Annotated in this window: 23 protein-coding genes and 1 pseudogene; 11 read left to right on the forward strand and 13 right to left on the reverse strand. The window is 71.3% G+C overall.

Annotated elements, in window-relative coordinates; genetic code table 11:
* Nucleotides 1-393: pseudogene (locus tag E4P41_RS16885) on the reverse strand (hypothetical protein); the annotation flags it as partial.
* On the reverse strand, nt 390-1586 hold the full coding sequence (locus E4P41_RS16890; protein ID WP_135142429.1) for an inositol-3-phosphate synthase: 1197 nt from the start codon (nt 1584-1586) through the stop codon (nt 390-392). The pseudogene E4P41_RS16885 and the gene E4P41_RS16890, both read right to left, overlap by 4 nt.
* Nucleotides 1587-2022: 436 nt before the next feature.
* Here E4P41_RS16890 and E4P41_RS16895 point away from each other — a divergent pair, with 436 nt between their 5' ends.
* Genes E4P41_RS16895 through E4P41_RS16910 form a run of 4 tightly spaced genes read left to right on the forward strand, consistent with a single transcriptional unit; the run spans nt 2023 to nt 5613 of the window.
* Nucleotides 2023-2928 (forward strand): ABC transporter ATP-binding protein, encoded by a 906-nt coding sequence (locus E4P41_RS16895; protein ID WP_135142430.1) that lies wholly within the window; start codon nt 2023-2025, stop codon nt 2926-2928.
* Nucleotides 2925-3746 carry an ABC transporter permease gene (locus E4P41_RS16900; RefSeq protein WP_135142431.1) on the forward strand — a complete coding sequence of 274 codons (822 nt, stop codon included), beginning with the start codon at nt 2925-2927 and terminating at the stop codon, nt 3744-3746. Before E4P41_RS16895 ends, E4P41_RS16900 begins: the two co-directional genes overlap by 4 nt.
* Nucleotides 3743-4981, forward strand: coding sequence for a sensor histidine kinase (locus E4P41_RS16905; protein WP_135142432.1), 1239 nt, complete (start codon nt 3743-3745; stop codon nt 4979-4981). Before E4P41_RS16900 ends, E4P41_RS16905 begins: the two co-directional genes overlap by 4 nt.
* Nucleotides 4978-5613, forward strand: a complete 636-nt coding sequence (locus E4P41_RS16910) for a response regulator transcription factor (RefSeq protein WP_135142433.1) — start codon at nt 4978-4980, stop codon at nt 5611-5613. Before E4P41_RS16905 ends, E4P41_RS16910 begins: the two co-directional genes overlap by 4 nt.
* A gap of 107 nt (nt 5614-5720) precedes the next feature.
* On the opposite strand, the gene E4P41_RS16915 is transcribed toward E4P41_RS16910, so the two are convergent.
* From E4P41_RS16915 to E4P41_RS16925, 3 genes are read right to left on the reverse strand one after another with little or no spacing between them, the layout of a single operon-like run.
* Nucleotides 5721-6080, reverse strand: coding sequence for a cupin domain-containing protein (locus E4P41_RS16915; protein ID WP_135142434.1), 360 nt, complete (start codon nt 6078-6080; stop codon nt 5721-5723).
* Nucleotides 6077-7117: an alpha/beta hydrolase gene (locus E4P41_RS16920; RefSeq protein ID WP_135142435.1), complete on the reverse strand. Its 1041-nt coding sequence runs from the start codon at nt 7115-7117 to the stop codon at nt 6077-6079. Before E4P41_RS16920 ends, E4P41_RS16915 begins: the two co-directional genes overlap by 4 nt.
* A gap of 20 nt (nt 7118-7137) precedes the next feature.
* A complete protein-coding gene (locus E4P41_RS16925; protein WP_245177431.1) occupies nt 7138-8673 on the reverse strand; it encodes an NAD(P)/FAD-dependent oxidoreductase in 1536 nt (511 codons plus the stop codon).
* Nucleotides 8674-9385: 712 nt separating this feature from the next.
* Between E4P41_RS16925 and ychF the strand changes: the two genes are divergently transcribed.
* Nucleotides 9386-10483, forward strand: a complete 1098-nt coding sequence (gene ychF, locus E4P41_RS16930) for a redox-regulated ATPase YchF (protein ID WP_135142437.1) — start codon at nt 9386-9388, stop codon at nt 10481-10483.
* 6 nt (nt 10484-10489) lie between these two features.
* Here ychF and E4P41_RS16935 read toward each other — a convergent pair whose 3' ends face one another.
* Complete coding sequence (locus E4P41_RS16935) at nt 10490-10711, reverse strand: hypothetical protein (RefSeq protein WP_135142438.1); 222 nt, start codon at nt 10709-10711, stop codon at nt 10490-10492.
* Nucleotides 10712-10807: 96 nt separating this feature from the next.
* Here E4P41_RS16935 and E4P41_RS16940 point away from each other — a divergent pair, with 96 nt between their 5' ends.
* From E4P41_RS16940 to E4P41_RS16950, 3 genes are all read left to right on the forward strand, one after another.
* On the forward strand, nt 10808-11500 hold the full coding sequence (locus E4P41_RS16940; protein ID WP_135142439.1) for a toll/interleukin-1 receptor domain-containing protein: 693 nt from the start codon (nt 10808-10810) through the stop codon (nt 11498-11500).
* A gap of 14 nt (nt 11501-11514) precedes the next feature.
* Nucleotides 11515-12516 carry a hypothetical protein gene (locus E4P41_RS16945; RefSeq protein ID WP_135142440.1) on the forward strand — a complete coding sequence of 334 codons (1002 nt, stop codon included), beginning with the start codon at nt 11515-11517 and terminating at the stop codon, nt 12514-12516.
* Nucleotides 12517-12665: 149 nt separating this feature from the next.
* Nucleotides 12666-13505 carry an IS5 family transposase gene (locus E4P41_RS16950; protein WP_135142441.1) on the forward strand — a complete coding sequence of 280 codons (840 nt, stop codon included), beginning with the start codon at nt 12666-12668 and terminating at the stop codon, nt 13503-13505.
* Between the two features lie 108 nt (nt 13506-13613).
* On the opposite strand, the gene E4P41_RS16955 is transcribed toward E4P41_RS16950, so the two are convergent.
* Together E4P41_RS16955 and E4P41_RS23410 are read right to left on the reverse strand one after the other, a co-directional pair.
* A complete protein-coding gene (locus E4P41_RS16955) occupies nt 13614-14051 on the reverse strand; it encodes a hypothetical protein (RefSeq protein ID WP_135142442.1) in 438 nt (145 codons plus the stop codon).
* Between the two features lie 114 nt (nt 14052-14165).
* A complete protein-coding gene (locus E4P41_RS23410) occupies nt 14166-14606 on the reverse strand; it encodes a TlpA disulfide reductase family protein (RefSeq protein WP_280660982.1) in 441 nt (146 codons plus the stop codon).
* Here E4P41_RS23410 and E4P41_RS23415 point away from each other — a divergent pair.
* Nucleotides 14580-15476 carry a hypothetical protein gene (locus E4P41_RS23415; protein ID WP_245177433.1) on the forward strand — a complete coding sequence of 299 codons (897 nt, stop codon included), beginning with the start codon at nt 14580-14582 and terminating at the stop codon, nt 15474-15476. The two genes, E4P41_RS23410 and E4P41_RS23415, sit on opposite strands and share 27 nt — an antisense overlap.
* A gap of 256 nt (nt 15477-15732) precedes the next feature.
* Complete coding sequence (locus E4P41_RS16970) at nt 15733-16509, forward strand: hypothetical protein (RefSeq protein ID WP_135142445.1); 777 nt, start codon at nt 15733-15735, stop codon at nt 16507-16509.
* 945 nt (nt 16510-17454) lie between these two features.
* Here E4P41_RS16970 and E4P41_RS16975 read toward each other — a convergent pair.
* The 4 genes from E4P41_RS16975 to E4P41_RS16990 all read right to left on the reverse strand — a co-directional run bounded on the left by E4P41_RS16975 (nt 17455) and on the right by E4P41_RS16990 (nt 20298).
* Nucleotides 17455-17880: a PIN domain-containing protein gene (locus tag E4P41_RS16975; RefSeq protein WP_135142446.1), complete on the reverse strand. Its 426-nt coding sequence runs from the start codon at nt 17878-17880 to the stop codon at nt 17455-17457.
* Nucleotides 17877-18137: a hypothetical protein gene (locus tag E4P41_RS16980; protein WP_135142447.1), complete on the reverse strand. Its 261-nt coding sequence runs from the start codon at nt 18135-18137 to the stop codon at nt 17877-17879. Before E4P41_RS16980 ends, E4P41_RS16975 begins: the two co-directional genes overlap by 4 nt.
* 431 nt (nt 18138-18568) lie before the next feature.
* Complete coding sequence (locus E4P41_RS22750; protein ID WP_209307767.1) at nt 18569-19471, reverse strand: MOSC domain-containing protein; 903 nt, start codon at nt 19469-19471, stop codon at nt 18569-18571.
* A 194-nt stretch (nt 19472-19665) separates the two neighbouring features.
* The gene (locus E4P41_RS16990; RefSeq protein WP_135142448.1) at nt 19666-20298 is read right to left on the reverse strand and encodes a LysE/ArgO family amino acid transporter; all 633 of its coding nucleotides are present in this window, start codon (nt 20296-20298) and stop codon (nt 19666-19668) included.
* A gap of 72 nt (nt 20299-20370) precedes the next feature.
* On the opposite strand from E4P41_RS16990, the gene E4P41_RS16995 reads away from it, so the two are divergent.
* On the forward strand, nt 20371-21270 hold the full coding sequence (locus tag E4P41_RS16995; protein WP_135142449.1) for a LysR family transcriptional regulator ArgP: 900 nt from the start codon (nt 20371-20373) through the stop codon (nt 21268-21270).
* A gap of 157 nt (nt 21271-21427) precedes the next feature.
* On the opposite strand, the gene E4P41_RS22755 is transcribed toward E4P41_RS16995, so the two are convergent.
* The coding region (locus E4P41_RS22755; RefSeq protein ID WP_209307768.1) for a hypothetical protein at nt 21428-22216 on the reverse strand (789 nt) is incomplete at its 5' end.

The following is a 22216-nucleotide window of genomic DNA, read 5'->3' on the forward strand; positions in this document are numbered from 1 at the left end:
CGGCTCTTGCACTCCTGGCAGGCCAGGGTGATCTTCGGACGGATGTCGGTGGCTGCCACGGGGCGCTCCTCGCCTTGTCGGTGCCGGGCCGGCCGGGCCGGCGACCTCGTCGAAGCCGCGGCGCAGCACCGCGTGAGCCTCGGTGTCCGACAGGCCGGCCGTCCGCAGCACCGCGCCGTCGATGCCGGCCAGCCGGGCCCGGGCCACGGCCGCCGCCGTCTCCGACAGCGCGACCGCGGCGGCGTCCTCGCCGGCGACCAGCCGCCCCCAGGCGCGGGCGAAGGCCTGCTCGGCCAGCGACCCGGGAGCGCCCGCGACCCGGATCCGCTTGGCGTCGCCGACCTCGGCCAGCAGCGGCCGCAGCTGCGCCAGAGCGGGGAGCCCGCCCGTCACCGGCCGGCCGGGGCCGCGGCCAGCCAGTCGAGCAGCGCGCGCTCCTGCCGGTGCAGGGCGTGCTCGGGCACGCCGCCGTCCGGGGTCATCGGCGCCTTGAAGAACCAGCCGAACTGGGTCTGGATGCCGCCCTCGCCGCGCTGCTGGGCCAGGTCGGTCAGGCGGGCCAGCTCGATGGCCAGCGGCGCGGCGAGGATCGAGTCGCGGCACTGGAAGTCGACCTTGACCTGCATGCGCTGGCCGAGGAAGCCGACCAGGTCGATGGCGTCCCAGGCCTCCTTCTGGTCCCCGCGCGGCCGGTAGTAGTCGATCCGCACGACGTGGTCCTCGACCGGGTAGCCGAGAATCGAGTCGAGGACGCTGCCCTTGGTCTGCAGCTTGCTCGACAGCGAATCGGGGTCGTCGAGAGCCAGGCCGTCGCGGTTGCCCAGGATGTTGGTCGAGTACCAGCCCTCGACGGTGAGCGAGCGGCTGCGGAAGGCCGGCGCCAGCACCGTCTTCATCATCGTCTGCCCGGTCTTGCCGTCCTTGCCGGCGATCGGCACGCCGCGCCGCTCGGCGAACTCGGCCAGTGCCGGGACGTCGGCGGCCAGCGAGGGCGTGAAGTTGACGTAGCCGACGTCCTCGGCGATCGCCGCGCAGGCGTAGACCATCGACGGGGTGATCGAGCGGTCGTCGGCGTCCAGCCCGGCCTCGAACGCCTCCACCGTCTGCAGCGCGGGCGCCGCCGGGTCGGGCCAGCGCTCGGTCGAGGCCAGGTTGACCAGGACCAGCCCGTCGAGGTCGTGCTTCTGGCGGAAGCGGGCCAGGTCGGCCCGGACGGCGTCGACCTGGGCGCGGCGGGTCTCGGCGAGCACCACGTTGCCGCCGGTCACGTTGCGGCAGAAGTCGGCGTCCCCGGCCGCCGGCCAGGGGGTCACCGAGGACAGGTGCGGCCCGGCCTGCTCCAGCTGCCGGGGGTCGAGGACGCCGTGCAGCTCCGCGGCCTTGCGGAGGTCGGCGCCGTCGAGGTCCCAGCCGCCGACGACCAGGTCGGCGTACCGCACCATTCCGGTCGCCTCCTCGACGGGGCGGCCGTCGACGTCCAGCCCCGCGAGCGGCAGTCCCGAGGTGTCGCCCGCGTCGGAGCGGAGCAGCTCCAGCCCCGCGACGGCGGTCGTGGCGACCGCGCCTCCGAGACCGACCACGGCCATGCCGACCCGTCGCTGTGTACCGGACACCGCGTCCCCCTCGTGCTCCACCGCCTCGCGTGGGACCACCGTGACACGGGCCACCCCGACGCGCAGGGTGAAAGTGGAATCAATCCAGAGATTGACTGAATCCAGCCTGTCTCGATGACGACAGCCGACCCGGCGTCTCCGCCGCCGCCGAACGGCCCCGGCGCGGCGGGCGCGGACCCTTTCCGCGGTGTGCTGCGCCGCGCGAGGCCGTGCCAGAACCGGGCGGTGTCGCTGCGTCGGCAGAGCACCTCGTCCGGCGCCGACGGGCACCGCGGCGCTCTGCATCCCACGGCGGCGTCCCGACCGCGTCGCCGACCCGGTCGAACTCCTCTCGTGTCCACCGGTCGGTGGACGGCGGACCGGCGCATCGGCGGTCCCACCGGGCGCGGCGCGGGAGGAGGGTCGGGCCATGACCACGACAGAGCCGGCGCCGACCCGCAGCAGGACGGCGCCCGACGAACGACCGGCGATCCGCGTCCGCGGGCTGGTCAAGCGCTACGGCGGGCGGGCCGTCGTCGACGGCATCGACCTCGACGTGCGGCGCGGCGAGGTCTTCGCCCTTCTCGGCCCCAACGGGGCGGGCAAGACGACGACCGTCGAGATCCTCGCGGGCGTGCGCCGCCGCGACGCCGGCGAGGTGCGCGTGCTCGGCGCCGACCCGGCGGGCGGCGACCGCGCGTGGCGCGACCGGGTCGGCGTCGTCGGGCAGACCACCGGCGCCGGCAACGCGCTGACCGTGCGCGAGACGGTCGACCACTTCGCCCACTACCACGTCACCCCACAGCGATCCGAGGAGCTGATCGCCGCGGTGGGGCTCACCGAGGCAGCCGGCCGGCGGGTGGACAGGCTCTCCGGCGGGCAGCGTCGCCGGCTCGAGGTGGCGCTCGGCGTCCAGGGCCGGCCTGACCTGCTCTTCCTCGACGAGCCGACCACCGGGCTCGACCCGGTCGCCCGACGGCAGTTCTGGGCGCTGGTCGAGTCGCTGCAGGCCGCCGGCACGACCGTCCTGCTCACCACCCACTACCTCGACGAGGCAGCCCACCTCGCCGACCGGGTCGGCGTCATCACCGACGGCCGGCTGGTCGAGGTGGCGCCCCCGGCCGAGCTCGGCGGGGCGCTGCGCCGCGAGGCCACCGTCCACTGGACCGAGGACGGCGCGCCCCGCGAGGTGCGCACCCTCACTCCGGCCGCGCTGTTGCGCGACCTGCTCGCCGCCGTCCCGCACGGCGAGCTCCCCGACCTAACCGTCACCCGCCCCGGCCTGGAGGACGTCTACCTCCGCCTGGTCGGCATTCCCGAGGAGGCCGTGCGATGACCGGCACCGTCCTGACCCGTCCGGCGCCATCCGCGTGGGCCCGCATCGCGTGGGCGCGGGTCGGCCTCGAGCTGCGGCTGTTCGTCCGCGAGCCGCAGCAGGTGGTGTTCTCCTTCGCCTATCCGGTGCTGATGATGGTCGTCTTCGGCTCGGTGTTCGGCGGCAACGAGGTCTCGCCCGGCGTCCCGTTCAGCCAGTACTTCGTGGCCGGCATCGCGGCCACCGGGATCATGCTCACCAGCTTCCAGGCGGTCGGCACGGGCATCGCCGAGGAGCGCGACCGGGGCGACCTCGAGCGGCTGCAGGTCCTCGGCACGCCACTGGTCGCCTACTTCGGCGGCAAGGCCGGGCAGGTGCTGGTCTCGACGGTGGCGCAGCTGGCCGTGCTGCTCGCCGTGGCCTCGCTGGCCTACGACGTCCCGCTGCCGGACGACCCCGCCCGGTGGCTGACGTTCACCTGGGTCGCGCTCGGCGGCGCGCTGGCCGGCACGGTGCTCGGCATCGCGGTGTCGTCGGTCGTCGGCAGCGCCCGCGCGGCCGGCGCGGGCATTCCGGCCTTCGCCGTCGTCCTGCAGTTCTTCTCGGGCGTCTTCTTCGTCTACACCGAGCTGCCCGCGTGGATGCAGCAGGTCGCCGCGATCTTCCCGCTCAAGTGGATGACCCAGGGGATGCGCTCGGTGTTCCTGCCGGAGCAGGCGGCTGCGGCGGAGGTGGCCGGCGCGTGGGAGCACGGGCGGACCGCCCTGGTGCTTGCCGCGTGGGTGATCATCGGCGTCGTGGTCTGCGCCCGCACCTTCCGCTGGCGGCGCGGGGCGTGAACCTCCGTAGCCGGCTCGCCGCCGTCGTCCTCCCCGCCCGGGGTGGGAACGACGGCAGCGCGCCGCTGTCCGAGCGCGGGTGGCGGGCCACCGTGCTCGGCATCCACGTCGTGTCGGCGGCGGTGTGGACGCTGGCCGTCGTGACCGCGCTGGTCGGCGACGTCGGAACCGGGCAGCGCGCGGTCCTCGTCGTGACGCTGGGCGTGCTGGCCGTCGCGTACGCGGTCGCCGGGGCACCGGCCATCGCCGGCGACCACCCGGTGCAGGCGGTGGCGTACCTCGTCGTGCTGGTCGGCTGCTTCGGGGTGCTGGCCTGGCTGGCGCCCTCGCTGCTGTTCCTGCTCTTCCTGGCCTATCCGCAGGTGTGGTTCCTGGTGGAGGCGCCGCGGCCCGGCATCGTCTGGACGGTCCTGCTGGCGGTGGCGAGCCTCGCCGGCCCGCTGGCCGCCGCTGCCGACGGGGCGGACGCCCAGCAGGCGCTGCTCTCGGCCGGCGTCGGGATGCTGTTCAGCATCGCGCTGGGCGTCTGGGTGAGCCGGGTGCTCGAGCAGAGCCGGCAGCGGGCGGAGCTGATCGACCAGCTGGAGCGCACCCGGGCCGAGCTGGCCGCCGCCGAGCGGGAGCGCGGGGTGCTCGCCGAGCGGGAACGGCTGGCCCGCGAGGTGCACGACACCCTGGCGCAGGGCTACACGAGCATCGTCGTCCTGGCGCAGACCGCGGCCGCGCAGCTCGCCGCCGACCCCGCCGCCGCGCGGGACCGGCTGGCGCTCATCGAGGAGGTCGCGCGGGACAACCTGGCCGAGGCGCGCGCGGTGGTCGCCGCCTTCCAGCCGGTCGCCCTGGACGACGCCACGCTGGTGGAGGCGCTCGAGCAGCTGGCCTCCCGCTTCGGCCGGGAGACCGGCCTGCCGGTGCGGGTGGACACCGCCGCGCTGGGGGAGGGGCCGGCGCTGCGGCGGGACGAGGAGATCGTGCTGCTGCGCGGCGCGCAGGAGGCGCTGACCAACGTGCGGCGGCACGCGTCGGCGTCGGCGGTGGTGGTCCGCCTGGCGCGGGTGGCCGGGCAGGTGTCGGTGCACGTGGCGGACGACGGTGTGGGGTTCGACGTCGCCGCGGCCCGGGGAGCCGGGCTGGCGGGGCTGCGCGGACGGGTCGAGCAGGTGGGCGGTTCGGTGGACGTCAGCTCCGCCCCGGGGGCGGGGACGTCGGTGACGGTGCGGGTGCCGGGCTCGTGACCATCCGGGTGCTGGTCGTCGACGACCACCCCGTCGTGCGCGGCGGGCTGGTCGGGTGGCTGGACGCGCAGGACGACCTGACGGTGGTCGGGGAGGCAGCCGACGGGCAGGAGGCGCTCGCGCTGGCGGCGTCGCTGTCGCCGGACGTCGTCCTCATGGACCTGCGCATGCCGCGGATGGACGGCGTGACCGCGACCGAGCGGCTGGCCGCGGCGCACCCGACCGTCCGGGTGCTGGTGCTGACCACCTACGACACCGACGCCGACATCGTCCGGGCCGTCGCTGCCGGCGCGACCGGCTACCTGCTCAAGGACGCGCCACTGCCGCAGCTGGCCGACGCCGTCCGCGCCGCGGCCCGCGGGGAGACGGTGCTGGCCCCGCCGGTGGCCGCCCGGCTGGTGTCGCGCCTGCGGGCGCCGTCGGTGGAGGCGCCGACCGCGCGGGAGCTGGAGGTGCTGGCCGGGGTGGCGCGCGGGCTGACCAACGCCGAGATCGGCCGGGAGCTGTTCATCGGCGAGGCGACGGTGAAGACCCACCTGCTGCGGGTGTTCGCCAAGCTCGGTGTCGACGACCGCACCCGGGCGGTGATGGTCGCCGTGGAGCGCGGCCTGCTGCCCGGGCCCGGACGATGACCGAGGCCATCGGACGGGACTTCTGCGGTGTCGTGTGCGCTCTTGCGGTGGTGCACCACCGCAAGAGGGGGAAGAAGACCGCAGGACCGGGCGGCGGGGCCGCGGTGTCAAGCGAGCCGGCGCTCGGCGGTCAGCTCGCTGGGCGTGTCGCCGGTGTTGACGGTGGCGCTCGGCTCGACGAGCAGCACTTCCGCGCCGTGCTCGGACCACGGCTGATGCGGGACGCCTCGCGGGACGACGTACAGCTGGCCGGGGCCGAGGGTGACATCGCCGTCGTCCATGCGGATGGTCAGGGAGCCGGAGAGGACGAGGAAGACCTCGTCGGTCTCGGGGTGGCTGTGCCGGCTGAACTCGCCGTGCGTCCTCACCACGCGCAGGTCGTAGTCGTTGAGGACGGCGACCGTGCGCGGCTGCCAGGGCTGGTCGATCCGGGAGAGGACGGCGGCGAGGTCGACGGGGCCGGTCATGCGCTCATCGGGCTCTCGACGGGCCGTGCCTCGGCAGTCGGTCGCACCGCCTGCTCGACGAGTGCCAGCAGCCGCCGGCTGACCTCGGGACGGCGCTCCAGCTGCACCATGTGGCCGGCACCGGGGTAGACGGCGAACTCGGCCAGCGGCAGCGCGTCGGCGATGACCCGGCTGTGCTCGACCGGGCAGAGCAGGTCGGCGTCCCCGGCGACGACCAGCGCCGGGACGTCGGCGAGGGCTTTCAAGGCCCGGACCCGGTCGTGGTCGGAGAAGGTGGCGCCGAACGCGGCCACGGTCTCGGCCGAGCAGGCGCGGTGCACCTCCATCGTCGCCGCGACGTCGGCGGGGTCGGCGCTCTTGCTGAAGATCAGCCGCATGTCGAGAGCGCCGACCTTCCGCGGCTTGCCGGCCTGCTCGGCCCGCACCGCCCGCTCGTTGAGGACCGGCAGCAGCCTCTTGACCAGCCGGGCCACCGGCGCGGGCATCCCCCAGGTGACGGCGTCCAGGCCCCCGGAGCTGGTGCCGACGAAGGCCGCCCCGACGATCCGGTCGCCGAACAGCTCGGGCCGCTGCTCGGCCAGCGCCATGATCGTCATGCCGCCCATCGAGTGCCCGCCGACGACGACCGGACCGGCCGGCGCGACCGCCTCGAGCACCCGCGCCAGGTCGCCGCCCAGGTGCTCGATGGTGGCGCGGTCCCGCGTCGTCCGGCCCGAGGCGCCGTGGCCGCGGTGGTCGTAGGTGACCACCTTGAGGTCGGGGCGCGCCTCGAGCAGGTCGCGGACCTGCCCGGCCCACAGCTTCGAGCTCTGCACGTAACCGTGCGCGAGGACGACGGTCGCGGTGGGCGGCTCGGCGCCGAACTCCTCGACGTGCAGCTCGACGCCGTCCTCGGTGGTCACCGTCCGCGCCCGGCCCCGCAGCGGCGGAGCCGGTTCGGGTGGAGGGGCGGCGTCGGGGCGGGTGGCGCGCCGGCGGGCGAGGGCCGCACCGGCGGCGACGGCGAGAGCGGAAGCGGCCAGGGTGGAGGTGCGCATCTGTTCTGGGGGCTCCGGGATCAGGCGGCGACGGGGACGCGGCGGGCGGCGCGCAGCTCGTAGGCGTCGGCGTCGAAACGCTGGAGCCGGCGCATGAAGGTGAAGGTGTGCGTCGGCCACAGGGTGAAGTTGCGCCCGTGCTCGTCGCGGTACCAGGACCGGCAGCCGCCGGCGTTCCAGACGGTGTCGGTGAGCTCGGCCTGCAGCGCTGCGTTGTACGCGTCCTGGGCCGAGCGACGGACCTCCAGCGCGTCGGCGCCGGCCCGCTGCATCGCCTCCAGCGCCTCCATCACGTAGCCGATCTGCGCCTCGATCATGAGGACGACGGAGGTGTGGCCCAGCGCGGTGTTCGGACCGAGCAGCAGGAAGAGGTTGGGGAAGCCGGCGACGGTGGTGCCGCGGTGGGCCTGGGCGCCGTCGCGGTCCCACTCCTCGCGCAGGGTGCGGCCCTCGCAGCCGGTGAGCCGGTGACCCAGGGGGATGTCCATGACCCGGAAGCCGGTGCCGTAGACGATGGCGTCGACCTCGTGCTCGGCGCCGTCGGCGTCGACGACCGAGTGCGCGCGGACCTCGGCGACGGGGGAGGCGACCACCTCGACGTTGGGCCGGGTCAGCGCGGGGAGGTAGTCGTCGCTGACGATCACCCGCTTGCAGCCGATGGCGTAGTGCGGGGTCAGCTTGGCGCGCAGCACCGGGTCGGGGACCTGCTGCTCGAGGGTCTTCAGCGCCTGACTCTCGAAGAGCCGCCTCAGCCGCCCGCCGCCGATGAAGGCGCGCAGCCGGGCCTCCCGGCTCCAGTACTGGCCGCCACGGGCGAGCCGCTGCAGGCCCGGGATCGTGCGGTAGGCGCGGTGCTCGCGGTCGGTGTAGGAGCGGTCGGCCCGCGGGATCACCCACGGCGGCGTGCGCTGGAAGACGACGACCTTCGCGGCGACCTTCTGCAGCTCGGGCACGAACTGGGCGGCCGAGGCCCCGGTGCCGACGACGGCGACCCGCTTCCCGGTGAGGTCGACGGAGTGGTCCCAGCGGGCGGAGTGGAAAGACGGACCCTGGAAGTCCGCGATGCCCGGCACCTCGGGCAGGTGCGGCTCGACCAGGCCGCCGGCGCCGCTGACCAGGACGTCGGCGGTGAGGCTGCCGCGGGTGGTCTCCAGCCGCCAGACCAGCGCGTCGTCGTCCCACCGCCCGGAGACGACGTCGGTGTCGCAGTACAGGTGCGGGAGGACGCCGTGGTCTGCGGCGACCTGCTCCAGGTACTCGCGGATCTCCGGCTGGCGCGAGTACACGTGCGACCAGTCGGGCTTGGGGGCGAAGGAGAACGAGTAGAGGTGGCTGGGCACGTCGCAGGCGGCGCCCGGGTAGGTGTTGTCCCGCCACGTGCCGCCGAGGCTCTCCTCGCGTTCGAGGACGACGAAGTCGTCGATGCCCCTCCGCTGCAGGGCGACGGCGGTGCCGATGCCGGAGAAGCCGCTGCCGACGACGACCACCCGGGTGTGCTCGGGGAGCGGACCGGTCGCGGTGGCGTGTCGCGCCGTCTCGGCGGTGGGCAGGGTCAACGGGGCCTCCAGGGGTACGGGGTGTGACGAGCGTCGCACGGCCCGCCCCGAGCGGGCGCTCCGGGGCCGGGTCCCCCGGTGCCGTCGCCGTGCGGGGTGTCGCCCGCACTCGGGCAGGCCCAGCCCGCCGCGGTCGAGCGGGTCCAGCCAGGTCTCGGACTGATGGCCGAGGCCGCCGTCCTCCAGCCGTACGCCGTACCAGAGCCGCGAGGTGTGCAGCGCCCGAGCGAGGGCCGGCCGCGGCCGCTCATCGCGGCGGACAGGGTCGTGTCGCTGCAACCGGTGCGCCGCGCGCCAGGAGACTGAGCGCCGGGTTCCCCGCGTCCTCACGCAGCCCGCGCCCCCCGGGCGAACTCGGCCTCGGGTGAGAGGTCGTCGTCCGGGATCGGTCGCTGCGGTCGTCCCATGCCGTCCCCCCGCTCCGCTCTGTCCGGATTCCCGGCGTTGATCGTCCGGCGCCCATGACATGAACCGGAAAGCCTCCTCGGACCGAACGAAGAGAGGGCAGGCCGCGGCCACGCCCCACCCGGTGGACGGCTCTATGGTCCCGGGCGACCGGCGTGACCCCCGGTCGCTCGCCAGGGCCGCTTCTCACCGCGTGTCTCGGGGGGACGCGGCGGGAGGCGGCTGCGCCGACCTCCCCGCCCGGTCGACACGAGCGGGGAGGTCGTGCCGGCCTACGTGGGGGAGGCCCCACGTAGGCTGGACGTCCGTGAGTCTCACCATCGGCATCGTCGGGCTGCCCAACGTCGGCAAGTCGACGCTGTTCAACGCGTTGACCAAGAACGACGTCCTGGCGGCGAACTACCCGTTCGCCACCATCGAGCCGAACGTCGGTGTGGTGGGTGTCCCGGATTCGCGGCTGGCGGAGCTGGCGGAACTGTTCTCCTCGCAGAAGACCGTCCCGGCGACGGTGTCCTTCGTGGACATCGCCGGCATCGTGCGCGGCGCCAGCGAGGGCCAGGGGCTGGGCAACAAGTTCCTGGCCAACATCCGCGAGAGCGATGCGATCTGCCAGGTGATCCGGGTGTTCACCGACCCCGACGTCGTGCACGTCGAGGGCAAGGTCAGCCCGGCCGACGACATCTCCACGATCGACACCGAGCTCGTCCTGGCCGATCTGCAGACGCTGGAGAAGGCGATCCCGCGGCTGGAGAAGGAGGCTCGGAAGGACAAGGAGCGCGCCGCGCTGCTGGCCGCCGCTCAGGACGCGCAAAAGGTGCTCGACGAGGGCCGGACCCTCTTCTCCGCCGGCCTCGACCCCGAGCCGCTGCGCGAGCTGACCCTGCTGACGACCAAGCCTTTCCTCTACGTCTTCAACGTCGACGAGGAGGAACTGGCCAACGAGGAACTCATCGCGGAGCTGCGGGCTCTCGTGGCGCCGGCCGAGGCGATCCTGCTCGACGCCAAGATCGAGTCCGAGCTCATCGAGCTGCCGGCCGAGGAAGCCGCCGAGCTGCTGGCCGCCGTCGGGCAGGACGAGCCAGGGCTCGACCAGCTGGCCTCGGTCGGCTTCCGCACCCTCGGGCTGCAGACGTACCTGACCGCGGGGCCGAAGGAGGCCCGCGCCTGGACCATCCCGGTCGGCGCGACCGCCCCGCAGGCTGCCGGTGTCATCCACACCGACTTCCAGCGCGGCTTCATCAAGGCCGAGATCGTGTCCTTCGACCAGCTCGTCCAGGCCGGCTCGATGCAGGAGGCCAAGGCCCGTGGCTGGGTGCGCATGGAGGGCAAGGACTACGTCATGCAGGACGGCGACGTCGTGGAGTTCCGGCACGGAAAGGCGTCAGGCGGCAAGGCCGTCCAGTGACGGCGATCAGAGGTACTGCTTCAACCAGTCAGGCATGCCCGGGTCGTTGACCAGCCAGGTTTCCTGGGAGGTCTCGTCCTCCTGCCAGGTGTTTTCCTTGCCATCGAAGAACTTTTGCCTGTGGCACCTGTACTTGACGACGGTGTCGCCTTCGAGCCTGTACTCGTTCCAGTAGTAGTTCTGCTTCCCGTAGCCGCTCCGCTCCTGGGTTCTGTAGATCGTCGTCATGGAGCCGGAGCGTAGCCAGGGCACCGAGACGCTTGCGCCTTTCGGCAGGCCGTGCAGTGACCGTGATATGTCGGAGGTCTCCTCTAACTTGCCCGCATGGCGCAATGCACAGCTCCGCGTGAAGGCCACCGCACCGCGAGTGGGGCTGCAAACTGCCCAGCGTGTAGGGGTAGGAGGTCTTACCGCTCGTCGTACTCGTCCTACTCGTATCGGCCTTCCTACGGCGGCGGCGGGTCGAGCTACGGCGGCTCGTCAGGTGGGAGCTCACGTAGGACCAGGGCAGGCCGGACGGTCTCGTACACCCCACGGGAATGGCAGACCGTTCAGCCTTACGCCGAGAAGGCAGCGGAACAGGCTCGCGTCCACCCGGACCGCCGTGACCTCTTCCTCTGCCACGCATGGCCCGACCGGCAAGGCAGCGCAGCCGAGCTCTACGGCCGGCTGAAGACGAACGGCGCGACAGTGTGGTTCAGCGAGGAGGACATTCCGCTCGGATCGTTGATGACCCGAGAGATCGATAAGGGGCTCCGCAACTCCCGCATCGGAATCGTCTTGGTGACGCCAGCGCTGCTGGAGAGCATCAAGAACGAGGGCATCGCCGAGAAGGAACTTGCGGTCCTGCTCAACAGCAACCGGGTCATCCCGGTCACGCACGGGGTCACCTTCGACCAGCTCTACGACGTCAGCCCCATGCTCGCCTCGCACGCTGGTCTCGATACCGCTGAGTCGTCACTAGATGACGTGGCCGCCAAGCTCGCTGCGGCCGCCGCTGCCCTCCCCGCCCTCTGAAGGTCGCTGGCCCCGTGAGCGGTTGGCCGTGGTCCATCAACATCGTCCAGCAGGAGAACCCGCCTCTCGTTGTCTCCGAGCGGACGGTCAGGGCGGCTTTGGAGGGTGCGCTGATGACCTACACGAAGGACGACCTGAGGATCGTGCTCACCGACGAGTTGCGCCTGATCGCCCGCGACGAGCTCCCGTCGTGGGACTGGTCCAAGCGGGAGCACATCAGGCTCGCCACGGAGGATTGGTCGCTGGCGCAGCTGATCGATCTGTCGCAGCGCGTCGTTGACCGCCCGGACGTGCAGGTCGGTCAGCTGCCGGACCTCATCGCGGCGTACCGCCGGTCGTCCGGCGGCGTGACGGGCGGCGTCAAGAACCTCATCTTCGCGGCCAACGGCCCGAAGCCCGAGTTGGTGCTCCGCGACGCCGTCAGCAACGACGAGGAGATCACGCGCAACGCCCAGTTCTGCCTGATCTACGACCGGCCCATCGGGGGCGAGGGACTGAGCTTTCAGGCGTTGATCGACTGGTGGCGGGACCGCGAGTCGATCGACGCGGCGGTGGACGACCGCGAGGTGGGCCACCGACTGTGCGCCCGACTGCAAGCCAGCATCGGCGACAACCCGGCCGAACACCTTGTCTTCCGCACCTACCTGAAGCGTTACGCCGGTGGTCGGTTCGACATCCCGGCACTGATCCCGCAGGTGTACCTGCACTACGACCCCTTGACCCGCCGGGCACGCGGCTCAAGCGGCTCGCCCCTGGCGCGCCAGCGGATGGACTTCCTGCTTCTCTACTCCGACCGCAGCCGCGTCGTGATCGAGGTGGACGGCCGGCAGCACTATGCGGACGAGCAGACGGGCCTGGCCAGCCCCCGGCTGTACGGCGAGATGGTCGCCGAGAACCGTCGGCTCCAGCTTGCCGGGTACGACGTCTACCGGTTCGGCGGCCATGAGCTTGGAGCGCCCGACGCCGAGCGGACGGTCGCCACGTTCTTCGACGACCTACACGAGCGGATGGCCTAGTACCGCGACCGGCAACCTTCGCGCTGAAGGCGGCCTTAGAGCCCCCGCCAATAGGCGTGATCACGGCGTTCGGCGTGGCTGATCATCAAGGGCAGGCACGAGGGCCACTCTTGCGAAGGTGCTAACGCTCCGTGAGATGTGGACCGCTCGTGCCTGCCGTCCCATCGTGCATCCTTGACCCGCTGCGCGAGGAGTTCCTCGCCCTGCTGCCTGATCGTGTCGATGAGCATCCGCTGGGCTGCCACCGCCCGCGCATCGACGACGCGGTGGTCTTCGACAAGCTGGTCGAAGCGCTGGTGTTCGGCTGCGGCTACGAGCGCCTCGGCGACAAGACCTGCTCGGCGACCACGATGCGGCGGCGCCGCGACGAGTGGATCCGGCTCGGCGTCTGGGAGCAGCTGCGACTGAAATGCCTGGACGCCTACGAGAGAATGATCGGCTTGGACCTGGCCGACGTCTGCGTCGACGGCTGCATCACCAAGGCGTCATGCGGTGGCGAAGTCGCCGGTCGCAGCCCGGTCGACCGCGCCAAGGGCGGAGTGAAGCGTTCGCAGCTCACCGAGGGCGGCGGCGTTCCGCTGGGCACCGTCTCCGCACAGGCCAACACCGTCGATCACGCCCTGCTGGAACCCACGCTCGATGAACTCAAGCAGTGGCAACCGCTGCCGCCGGACATCACGGTGCATCTGGATGCAGGCTACGACTACCGCCCCTGCCGGGAAGCCCTCGAGGAACGAGGCCTGACCGGTCAGATCGCCCACCGCGGCCAACCCGCGCCGATCCAGGTCGACAAACGATGGGTGGTGGAGCGCACCAACTCGTGGCTCAACGACTTCGGCAAGATCCGTCGCTGCACCGAACGCCGTCGCCACTGCATCGACGCCTATCTCGCCCTGGCCGCCGCCATCGTCACCATCCGTGCGCTGCTGCGGGCCGCCTGGCACCTCTACCGCTGGGACACCCGACCAAGATCGCCGCGAATACGCTGACCTATTGGCGGACGCTCTTAGCGCTGTGGCCTCGAGCGTTGCCTCAGCGATGGCCCGCCGCACCATGCCGGAGGCCCAGCGCAAGTCCGCCGAGGACGACGAGGTCACTCAAGCCATGCGCACGGGATTGCTGCCGCCGGATGCCGAGCCGCAGTCATGGCGCACGCGGGTCCGACGCCAGGGTCGGAAGCGGCCGTGATCGGAGCGGTCTGCAGCTGTCTGTGCGTCGCTGCGGCCGTGCTCACGGCGACGGCAGCTCGTTTGAACAACGACGACGATCTCGTGCTGTGGACGCTGGCGGTCGTGGCGCTGCTCCTCCTTGCACCGCTCGTCTGGGCGCTGTTCCGGGTCCGTCGCCGAGGACAGCGCCTTCTGGCCCGCCTCTGAACGCGACGCTGCCTCGAGGACCTCTGGGTCAATGGCTTCGGACGGGATGTAGCCGCCCGCCGCGGAGCAGTGAGTCGACTCCACCGTCCTGAGCGCCGGGAGAATCACCGAGTTGGTCGAAGGGATGCGTACGTCCGGGTGGCGGATCGACGCGTTCACCCAGAACTACTCCTCGACGTTTGGCTACGGACGGTCGTCCAGGAACGCCAGGCGCGTGGCCGGGCAGGAGGGAAGGCATGGGCGTCGGCCCAACTACATGGCGCGCGCCGCGGGTCAAGGTCCGGCTTCGTCGGCCGAAACCGAACGCGTCAGGCCGTGCGCCTCGATGGCGAGGCTCACCGGCAGCCGACGAACACCGAGGGCGGCCAGCAGCCGCCCGTCGGGGTCGACGACCTGCGGATAGTCGACGCCCAGGTCTTGGATGCAGGCGGCGCGGGCCGGGTCGTCCTGGGTGTCCACGCCGAGGAACCGGATCTGCTCGCCGGCCCGCGCGTGGGCATCCTGAAGCAGCGGCATTTCCTCCCGGCAGGCGCCGCACCAGGTTGCCCTCAGGTTGACCAGTGTTGACCGGCCGGTCAGGTGATCAAGCGACACGTCGGGGCCCCCAAGACTGTCCGCCGTGGCAACTACCCTGCGATCCCGGGACGCGTCAAGGTGAGTCAGCCGGCACAGTGAGGGAGCTTCCGTATGACCTACCAGGTGCTCATGGTCCAAGTACTGATCGCGTCCCCCGGCGACACGGAGTCCGCGAGAACGGTCATCCGCACCGCGATCGAAGACTGGAACGCCCTCAACAGTGAGGCGACCAAGATCGCCTTCCAGCCGCGGATGTGGGAGCGGGACGTACTCCCCGGCGTTGGAGGCCACCCACAGGCCATCATAAACAGGCAGCTGGTCGATAAGGCTGATGTCCTCATCGGCACCTTCTGGACGCGGCTCGGAACTGCCACCGAGACAGATGCATCCGGAACGGCCGAGGAGATCCGTCGCTCTCACGACGCCAAGAAGCCAACGCTCATCTACTTTTCCAGCCAGCCCGTGGTACCGGGCAGCGTCGATCCGGAGCAGTACGCCCGCCTGCTGAAGTTTCAGGAGGAGCTGAAGAGTCGTTCGATCTACGACTCGTACGATAGCGAAGCTGAGCTGAGCCGAAAGGTCACTGCACATCTGACCTTGATCGCCCGAGAATACTTCGCCAAAGACGCGTCGGCGTTTGATGACGTGAGCTCAACACCAACCACGGTTCCGCGGGCGAACCCTATCGCGTCGGCAAGCTCTGAGCGTGAGATGACCGGCGTTGACAATAAGGGCAAGCCGAAGTTCTCTACAAAGTATCGCTTCGTCATCACCAACCAGGGGACCGCAGCCGCCGAGAACCTCATCTTTGAATTCCTTCCCCTTACGGAGGGGGGCGATCCGCCGGAGCCTTACGACATCACCCCAGTTAGCCGCCTCGCGCCCGGTGGCAGCCTCAGCTGGTCGCTGATGGCGCACATGGGGAGCGCCTTTCAGTGGGACGCGATCATCCGCTGGGAGGAGGATGGACGTCCCTACGAGGAGACGCAAACGGTGCGCCTGAACTAGACGTCGAACAGGCTCTCGTCCCGGCTTCGAACCTTCCTGGCGCGATGCCTGAATGTACGGCAGGAGTGTCAGGGGCAACTTGGGGCGTTTACGCTGCAACAGTTCGGCCACAGTCATGGCCTGGACACGTGGGAACTGCTGGCCGGTCACCTGCAATGTGTAGGTATCACCCTGGTTGACAACGTCCATCACCCCACGGTTCCGCTTGCTCCAGATTTTGCGCCGCTCCCGCGCTACCGAAGGGTCAGACCCCCCAGTGCCCGGCTTCGACATCACCTCCATCCTGGACTTTCAGCCTCCGCGGTACCTGTGCCCTGCCTGTCGTGGTGTCTTCTCGGAACTGGCTACGGTGACCCACCGGCCGGTCGAGGGTGTCCGCGCCGGCAGGATGGACTACCACTGCCCGGTGTGCAAGACGCACCTGATGAAGGAAGACTGGCTCAGGGACGTCTCCATCCGCGACCTGCTCGTAGATGAGGGGTACGTGGCGCATCAAGGGGACCTGTTCCCTCATGCGACCGCACTCGCGAAGATGGTGCAGAAGTCTCGCGGCAATTCCTACACCAAGCCGTGGCCGACCATGCGGTTGTTTTTTGAAGCTCTGACCCAGGCGCGCGAGTATGTTCATTTCTCCAGCTGGGGCATGAGCCACGTTATGATTGGCGCCCTCAAGGCGACCAGTATGCGCGTGCCGGTCTATGGATTTGCCTCAAGCGTCGAGGCCCACGTACGGACGGAGCTCTGCGAGTACCCGGACGAAGCGCCCAACCTGCACGCCAAGACGATTCCCAGCTCAGAGGGGATCTATGACGCCCCTCACCAAAAGATCATCATCATCGACGGCTTGCTTGCATTCAAGGGGTCGACGAACCTGACTGTAACGGGGATGCGGCGAGCTGACCGAGGTCTTGATGTGAACGAGGTCGTAACCGACTTTCAGGAAGTCACCAAGCTGAACAACAAGTACTTTGCGCCGGTTTGGAAGCGACTCAACCACCCCGATGACAAGCTGCTGCTCGGACCGCCCTTCTGAGTCTCTCAGGGTGGTGCTCGCCACCGCGTTCGCCCGTGGGGACACCAGCTGAAATTGCCGCACGACAAGGCACCCCCAGCCACCGCGGCGGTCATCTCAGCCGATCGGGCCGACGAGCACCCCCGTACGTGACATTCCAGAGACCAACCGCTACTTCAAGGCCCACGGCCGCGTTGTCATCGAGCTGTCCAACCTGAAGATCACGGACCGAGCCTGCCGAGCCCATGGATCCCACCACCCCTCGGCGTCCAGTTGGGCGGGGGCGTCTTCGACCAGCTCCAGCCGGTTCAACAAGCGGGCCAATTGGGCGTGGCCAGCATCGGAGTGGCGGGTCAGCGCCTCGGTCTGTGCCGCAATCCCGACGCGCATCTTGCCGCGGGCCAGCTCGAGAAGCACCGCGAGGGATCACGCCCCCGATCAAGATCGCAGCCGATCACACCTCCCGGACGTCGGTAAGGCGACCAACCGCTACCGACAACGTCCATTAGGTCGACCAAACCTGCCTCAGATAGCCCATTCCGACCGCCGCTTATCGTAACCACCAGGGTCTCCACTACTTGCGCCAGAGTCTTCACTACTTGCGGCACGTATGCTACCGACAGCGGTAGCTCCGGCCGCATGTCACGGGGATCTTCGGCATCTTCGGGGGTGACATGTTGGTCATTGTTGGGGGACATTGGTGAATGCGCGGCGGGATGAGGGCCTACGCCGACGCGTCAGCGCGCCGGCCGCCATCGCCGACCGCGGTACTTGGCCGTCCCTGCCATCGACCGCCACGGCCAGCTGGATGTCACCCCTCGCTCTGGGGGACGTCACCACTGACCCGGAGGATGCCGCAAGAGCGTCCCCGTCCATGACCTGCGGGCAGGACACAGGTCTGACGAGGGCCGCAGAGCACCGATGGGAACGCCGACGCCGGGGGGTCGACGTGGGGTGTCCGCCTGGTCAGGACGACGCGGCCTCCGGCAGGAGCGTGAACGCTTCGACGTGGGTGGGGCGAACGACCGTGAAGTGCCGCCGATCGAAGGTGGCGATGCGATGGATGCCGAGGCGCTCGGCGATGGCGATGACCGACGCGTCGGTACCGCCGAGGCGGAGGTCGGCATAGCGCTCGGCGAGGTCGGCCATCCGAGCGACGTCCGTGTTGGTCAGCTCGGTCAATTGCAGGCCACCAGGACGGAAATCGCGTAGGAACCGGACCTCAGCGTCCGGGCCAGCCCACTCGCTGAGGAGGTAACAGACCTCGGCGACCACGGTCGGCGGTACCAGTCGCGGTTCGGTGAGGGTCTTGAGCAGCCGCGCCGCGCTGTGGTGGTTGGTGTCTGCGGTCCTTGCGGCGGCGACCAGCAGATTGGTGTCGAGGAGGATCACTCGCGACCGAAGCCCCGCCGGAGATAGTCGTCGGTCCGGGTGGAGAGGTCGGCAGGGCCGCCGTGCACCGAGCCGATGAAGTCGAGTGTGCGAGTGGCCGAGCCCTCGGTCGGCTCACTCGACGGCTGCGATTGATCGTCCGAGGCGCGAACCACGTGGAGGCGCTGACCAGGCCGCACGCCGTGGCGGCGTAGCTCGGCGAGCAACTCGGCTGCGTCCTCGGGGACGGTGAGGTCCCAACCGTCGGCGGAGCTCATGATCAGCAGAGTACGGGGAGAAACCGTTGATCCCGGCGACCTCCGCGTCGACGCGAACCGCGGGAGCCTCCTCGTTAGCGTGCTCGCCGGGGAGCGCGGTGACGTCGACCTCGCGGGTGCCCCGGTGGAACTGGATCGAGAAGCTGATCATGCCCCTTCAGGCTCGGCCGGCATCGGGGACCCCGTGGAGGACACGGTCGGACACCAGGGCTGCCGGCACCGAGCGCATGGGTGCGGGGAGGGTGAGCCGAGCCGCGGCAGTCCGCACACAGTCCGCAAGACGGTCAGCAAAGGCCCATCACGGCCAACTTCGTCCAACCGCATATGTGCAGCCCAGAGGCTATGTCCGTCGCTGGTCAACGTCGTCCGATGACCCTGGATTCGTTGCGCTTCAACGTCTGACGCCGGTCAGCCGAAGTCGGCTCGTTCGATCAGACGGAGACGACCGGCGCTCCCAGGCGGATCTCCCCGTCGGTGAGGATGTCGGCGCGCAGCCCGCCGCGGTGGATCAGCGGCCGGAGGATCCCCGGCCCGCTGAGCCGGTCGAGGTGGACGCAGGGCTCGCACAGCCGACGCTCTTCGCACAGGACGTCGCCGATGCGAAAGCGTCGCCCGACCAGGGCGTTGACGTCGATGCCGCGGGTGAGGACGTTGCGCCGGGTGCCGGCGAAGTCCAGGGCCTGCCCGGCCGCGGCCATCTGGTGGAGGACCTCGGCGGCGATCAGGGTCAGGTCGTAGCCGGGGCGCAGGCCGGCGCGGGGGCTGAACGTGCCGGCTCCCGCGGCGTAGCGGTCTCCGTCCAACCCGCGGCCGGCGCGGGCCTGCGCGACCTCGAGCAGCTGCATCGGCGCCTCCGCGGCGGACGCCACGGCGAGGCCTTCGACGGTGCCGCGCAGGTCCGCTTCACCCTGCTGCCGGTGCAGCACCGGATCGAGGGAGGCGACGGCGTAGGCCGCACGGATGCGGAGGTCCGCGGTGGCCCGACCCAGCAGCGCGGGCGCCTGCGGGCTGAGCACGACGCCCGGCGGCGTGCCGAAGGCCAGCACGGCCATCTCGGCTCCGTCGGCCTGTCGGCCGCCCGCCGGCCCGGGCGGGTGCTGCACGACGGCGATCCACCACCCGGCCCACTGGAAGCGCACGGGGTCGGCGATGGGCACCAGCCCGGACCCGTGCCCGGCCAGCCAGCTCCGCCAGGTGCCCAGCGCGTGGCCCAGGTCCTCGTCGGGCCGCGGCAGGTCGGCCACCGGCACCTCGGTGACCGACGCCAGGCACGCGGCGAACCCCCGGGCGAGCGCACCCGCGGCGGGTCCGGGCGGGAGCTCGACGTCGATCACGGGGCCTCCGGACGGTCGGCCGGTGACCGCTGACTGCGGCACCGGGATTCCACACGCGAGCAGCGGCGGCCGCTGCCGGTCGGGGCCGAGGCCCTCGGCCAACATCCAACCGGGCCCTGGATCCACCGGACCTCCGGCCCCGTACTGCCGGGAGACATCGGACCTCCGCACGTCTTCCGCACCACGCTGCGGACTCAGGTCCCGACGACACCGCGGACGGCCAGGGAGGCGGCGAGGGCTGTCATGACGACGGCGATGCCGCCGTCGAGGACCCGCCAGGCCGCCGGGCGGGCGAACACCGGCCGGAGGAGGCGGGCACCGTAGCCGAGGCCGGTGAACCAGACGGCGCTGCCGAGACCGGCACCGGCGGCGAACTGCCAACGGTGCTCGCCGTACGTCGAGGCCATCGAGCCGAGCAGCACCACCGTGTCCAGGTACACGTGCGGGTTGAGCCAGGTCAGCGTCAGGCACGTGCCGACCGTCACCGCGAGACCGGTGCGTGCACCGTCGGCGTCCGGCAGCAGCGCGCCGGGACGCAGCGCCCGTCGCGCGGCCAGCACGCCGTAGCAGAGCAGGAACGCCGCCCCCGCGAAGCACACCACCGGGATGAGCCACGGCACCCGCGACAGGGCCGCGCCGGCGCCCAGCACCCCGGCGCCGATCAGCGCGATGTCCGAGAGGGCGCACACCGCCACCACCGCGGCCACGTGCTCCAGGCGGAGTCCCTGCCGCAGGACGAAGGCGTTCTGGGCGCCGATGGCGACGATCAGCCCCAGGCCCAGGGCGAGCCCGGACGCGAGCGCGAGCAGCGCCGGAGTGGTCAGCACACCGTGGACGTTAGGAACGGGTCCGCACGCGGTCCAGCTCATCATTCTGACGGCTCATTAGCATTGCTGTTCGTGAATCTGGACCTGGCCCAGTTGCGGGCGCTGGATGCCACCGTCCGCGGGGGCACGCTGGAAGCTGCTGCCCGGGCGCTGCACGTCACCCCATCAGCGATCAGCCAGCGGTTGCGCGCGCTGGAGGTCGCGACCGGCCGGATCCTGCTGGTACGCACCAAGCCGGTGGAGGTCACCGAGTCCGGACAGGCGGTGCTGCGGCTGGCCCGGCAGGTCGATCTACTCACCGCCGACGTGGCCCGCGAGCTCGGCGGCAACCCCTCGCCCGAGCGCGTGCCCACGCTGCCGATCGCGGTCAACGCCGACTCGATGGCCACCTGGGTGCTGCCCGTCCTGGCGCCGCTGGCCGCCGATGTCTGCTTCGACCTGTACCGCGAGGACCAGGAGCACACCAGCGCCCTGCTGCGCGCCGGCACGGTCATGGCGGCGGTGACCGCGGACGCCGAGCCGGTGCCCGGCTGCACCTCCACCCGCCTGGGTGGCATGCGCTACCGGCCGATGGCCACCCCCGCCTTCGCGCGGCACTGGTTCCCCGCCGGCCCCACCCCCGAGGCGCTCGCCCGGGCCCCGGTCGTCGTCTTCGACCGCAAGGACGACCTGCAGTACCGCTATCTGCACGCGCAGGCCGGTTCCGACATCGACCCACCGGTGCACTACGTGCCCGCCGCGGCGGACTACGTCGCCGCTGTCACCCTCGGCCTGGGTTGGGGCATGGTGCCCGACCTCCAGGCGCGAGGCGGAACGGCGGAGCTGGTCGTCCTCGACCCGGCCGCCGCGGTGGACGTCGTCCTGTACTGGCAGCAGTGGCGGCTGCGCTCCACCACACTCGACCGCGTCCGCGAGGCCGTGCTGGCAGCCGCCGGCCGCGAGCTGGACCGCCCCGAAGAGTCCAGGCGCTGATCAACCCCGTGGCGGCTGCCGCATCGGGCCTCAGCAGCATGGCCGAGGATGTCGAGGACCTGCCGCAGCCCGAGCCAGCCACGTGCGGCCGAACCCCACCGAGCTGGGCGAGCGGATGGCGGTCGGCACCGCGGTGGCCGGTACGACTACGCCATGATCACGGCCGTCCGGTGGGTTCGTCGCCCGACGACTTGGCGGGTGGGATCAGCGGGTCCGGCAGAGGGGCGTCCGTCCCGCGGGGGCCGGCCGTGCCGGACACCGTCGAGGGTGGCGTCACCACCACGTCGGCTCCCTCGCCGTCGACCGTCTGAGCGCTGGCGCTGTGACGGCCGGACTCACGCCCCGACAGCTTGTCGATGCTCCCCTGCAGTAGCGCAGGAGCGGCGGTCCTGGCCTTCTCCAGGGCCTGCTGGACCTCCGGCCGCTCGAAGACTCCGGTCGCGGCCTGCTTGATCTGCTCGTACCGGGCCCGCCCGGCGCGCGCGCCGAGCGCGTACCCGACACCGAACCCGAATCCCAGCGACACCCTGCCCATGACCTTCTTCCCGCCCTTCTCCAGTCGTTCACCGGTCTCGGCGACCACCTCGGGAATCGCCTCGGCTGCCGCGCCCACCGTGAGAACGGCACGCAGACCCGTCCGTCCGGCACGGGCGGCGCTCGCGGCCACCCGCGGGACGGCTGCCCCGACTGCCACGGTGGCTGCATCGGTGACCTGCACGGCCGCGTCCGTTCCGGCGCGGGCAGCACGCCAGGCCCCTTGCCCGGTCGTGGCCAGCAACGGCACGAGCCGCGCCGCGGCCACGTCGGTGTAGGTCCTCGCCGCCGTCGATGCCGCATGACCCCGCCGTACGGCGTCGACGGCGGCACGGCGGACCGACCGCGCACCTGCGGACGCGCCACGCCGCGCCAGGCGGCCCGAGGCCTCCGCCACCGGTCCGGCCAGATC

This window comes from Geodermatophilus sp. DF01-2, from assembly GCF_004571065.1.
Taxonomy (GTDB): Bacteria; Actinomycetota; Actinomycetes; order Mycobacteriales; family Geodermatophilaceae; genus Geodermatophilus.

Bases quoted from the DNA above. Each gene is read 5' to 3' on its own strand.
- E4P41_RS16890 (WP_135142429.1), bottom strand. From the start codon at position 1,586: ATGGCCGTGGTCGGTCTCGGAGGCGCGGTCGCCACGACCGCCGTCGCG.
- E4P41_RS16895 (WP_135142430.1), top strand. From the start codon at position 2,023: ATGACCACGACAGAGCCGGCGCCGACCCGCAGCAGGACGGCGCCCGAC.
- E4P41_RS16900 (WP_135142431.1), top strand. From the start codon at position 2,925: ATGACCGGCACCGTCCTGACCCGTCCGGCGCCATCCGCGTGGGCCCGC.
- E4P41_RS16915 (WP_135142434.1), bottom strand. From the start codon at position 6,080: ATGACCGGCCCCGTCGACCTCGCCGCCGTCCTCTCCCGGATCGACCAG.
- E4P41_RS16920 (WP_135142435.1), bottom strand. From the start codon at position 7,117: ATGCGCACCTCCACCCTGGCCGCTTCCGCTCTCGCCGTCGCCGCCGGT.
- E4P41_RS16935 (WP_135142438.1), bottom strand. From the start codon at position 10,711: ATGACGACGATCTACAGAACCCAGGAGCGGAGCGGCTACGGGAAGCAG.
- E4P41_RS16940 (WP_135142439.1), top strand. From the start codon at position 10,808: ATGGCGCAATGCACAGCTCCGCGTGAAGGCCACCGCACCGCGAGTGGG.
- E4P41_RS23415 (WP_245177433.1), top strand. From the start codon at position 14,580: ATGACCTACCAGGTGCTCATGGTCCAAGTACTGATCGCGTCCCCCGGC.
- E4P41_RS16980 (WP_135142447.1), bottom strand. From the start codon at position 18,137: ATGAGCTCCGCCGACGGTTGGGACCTCACCGTCCCCGAGGACGCAGCC.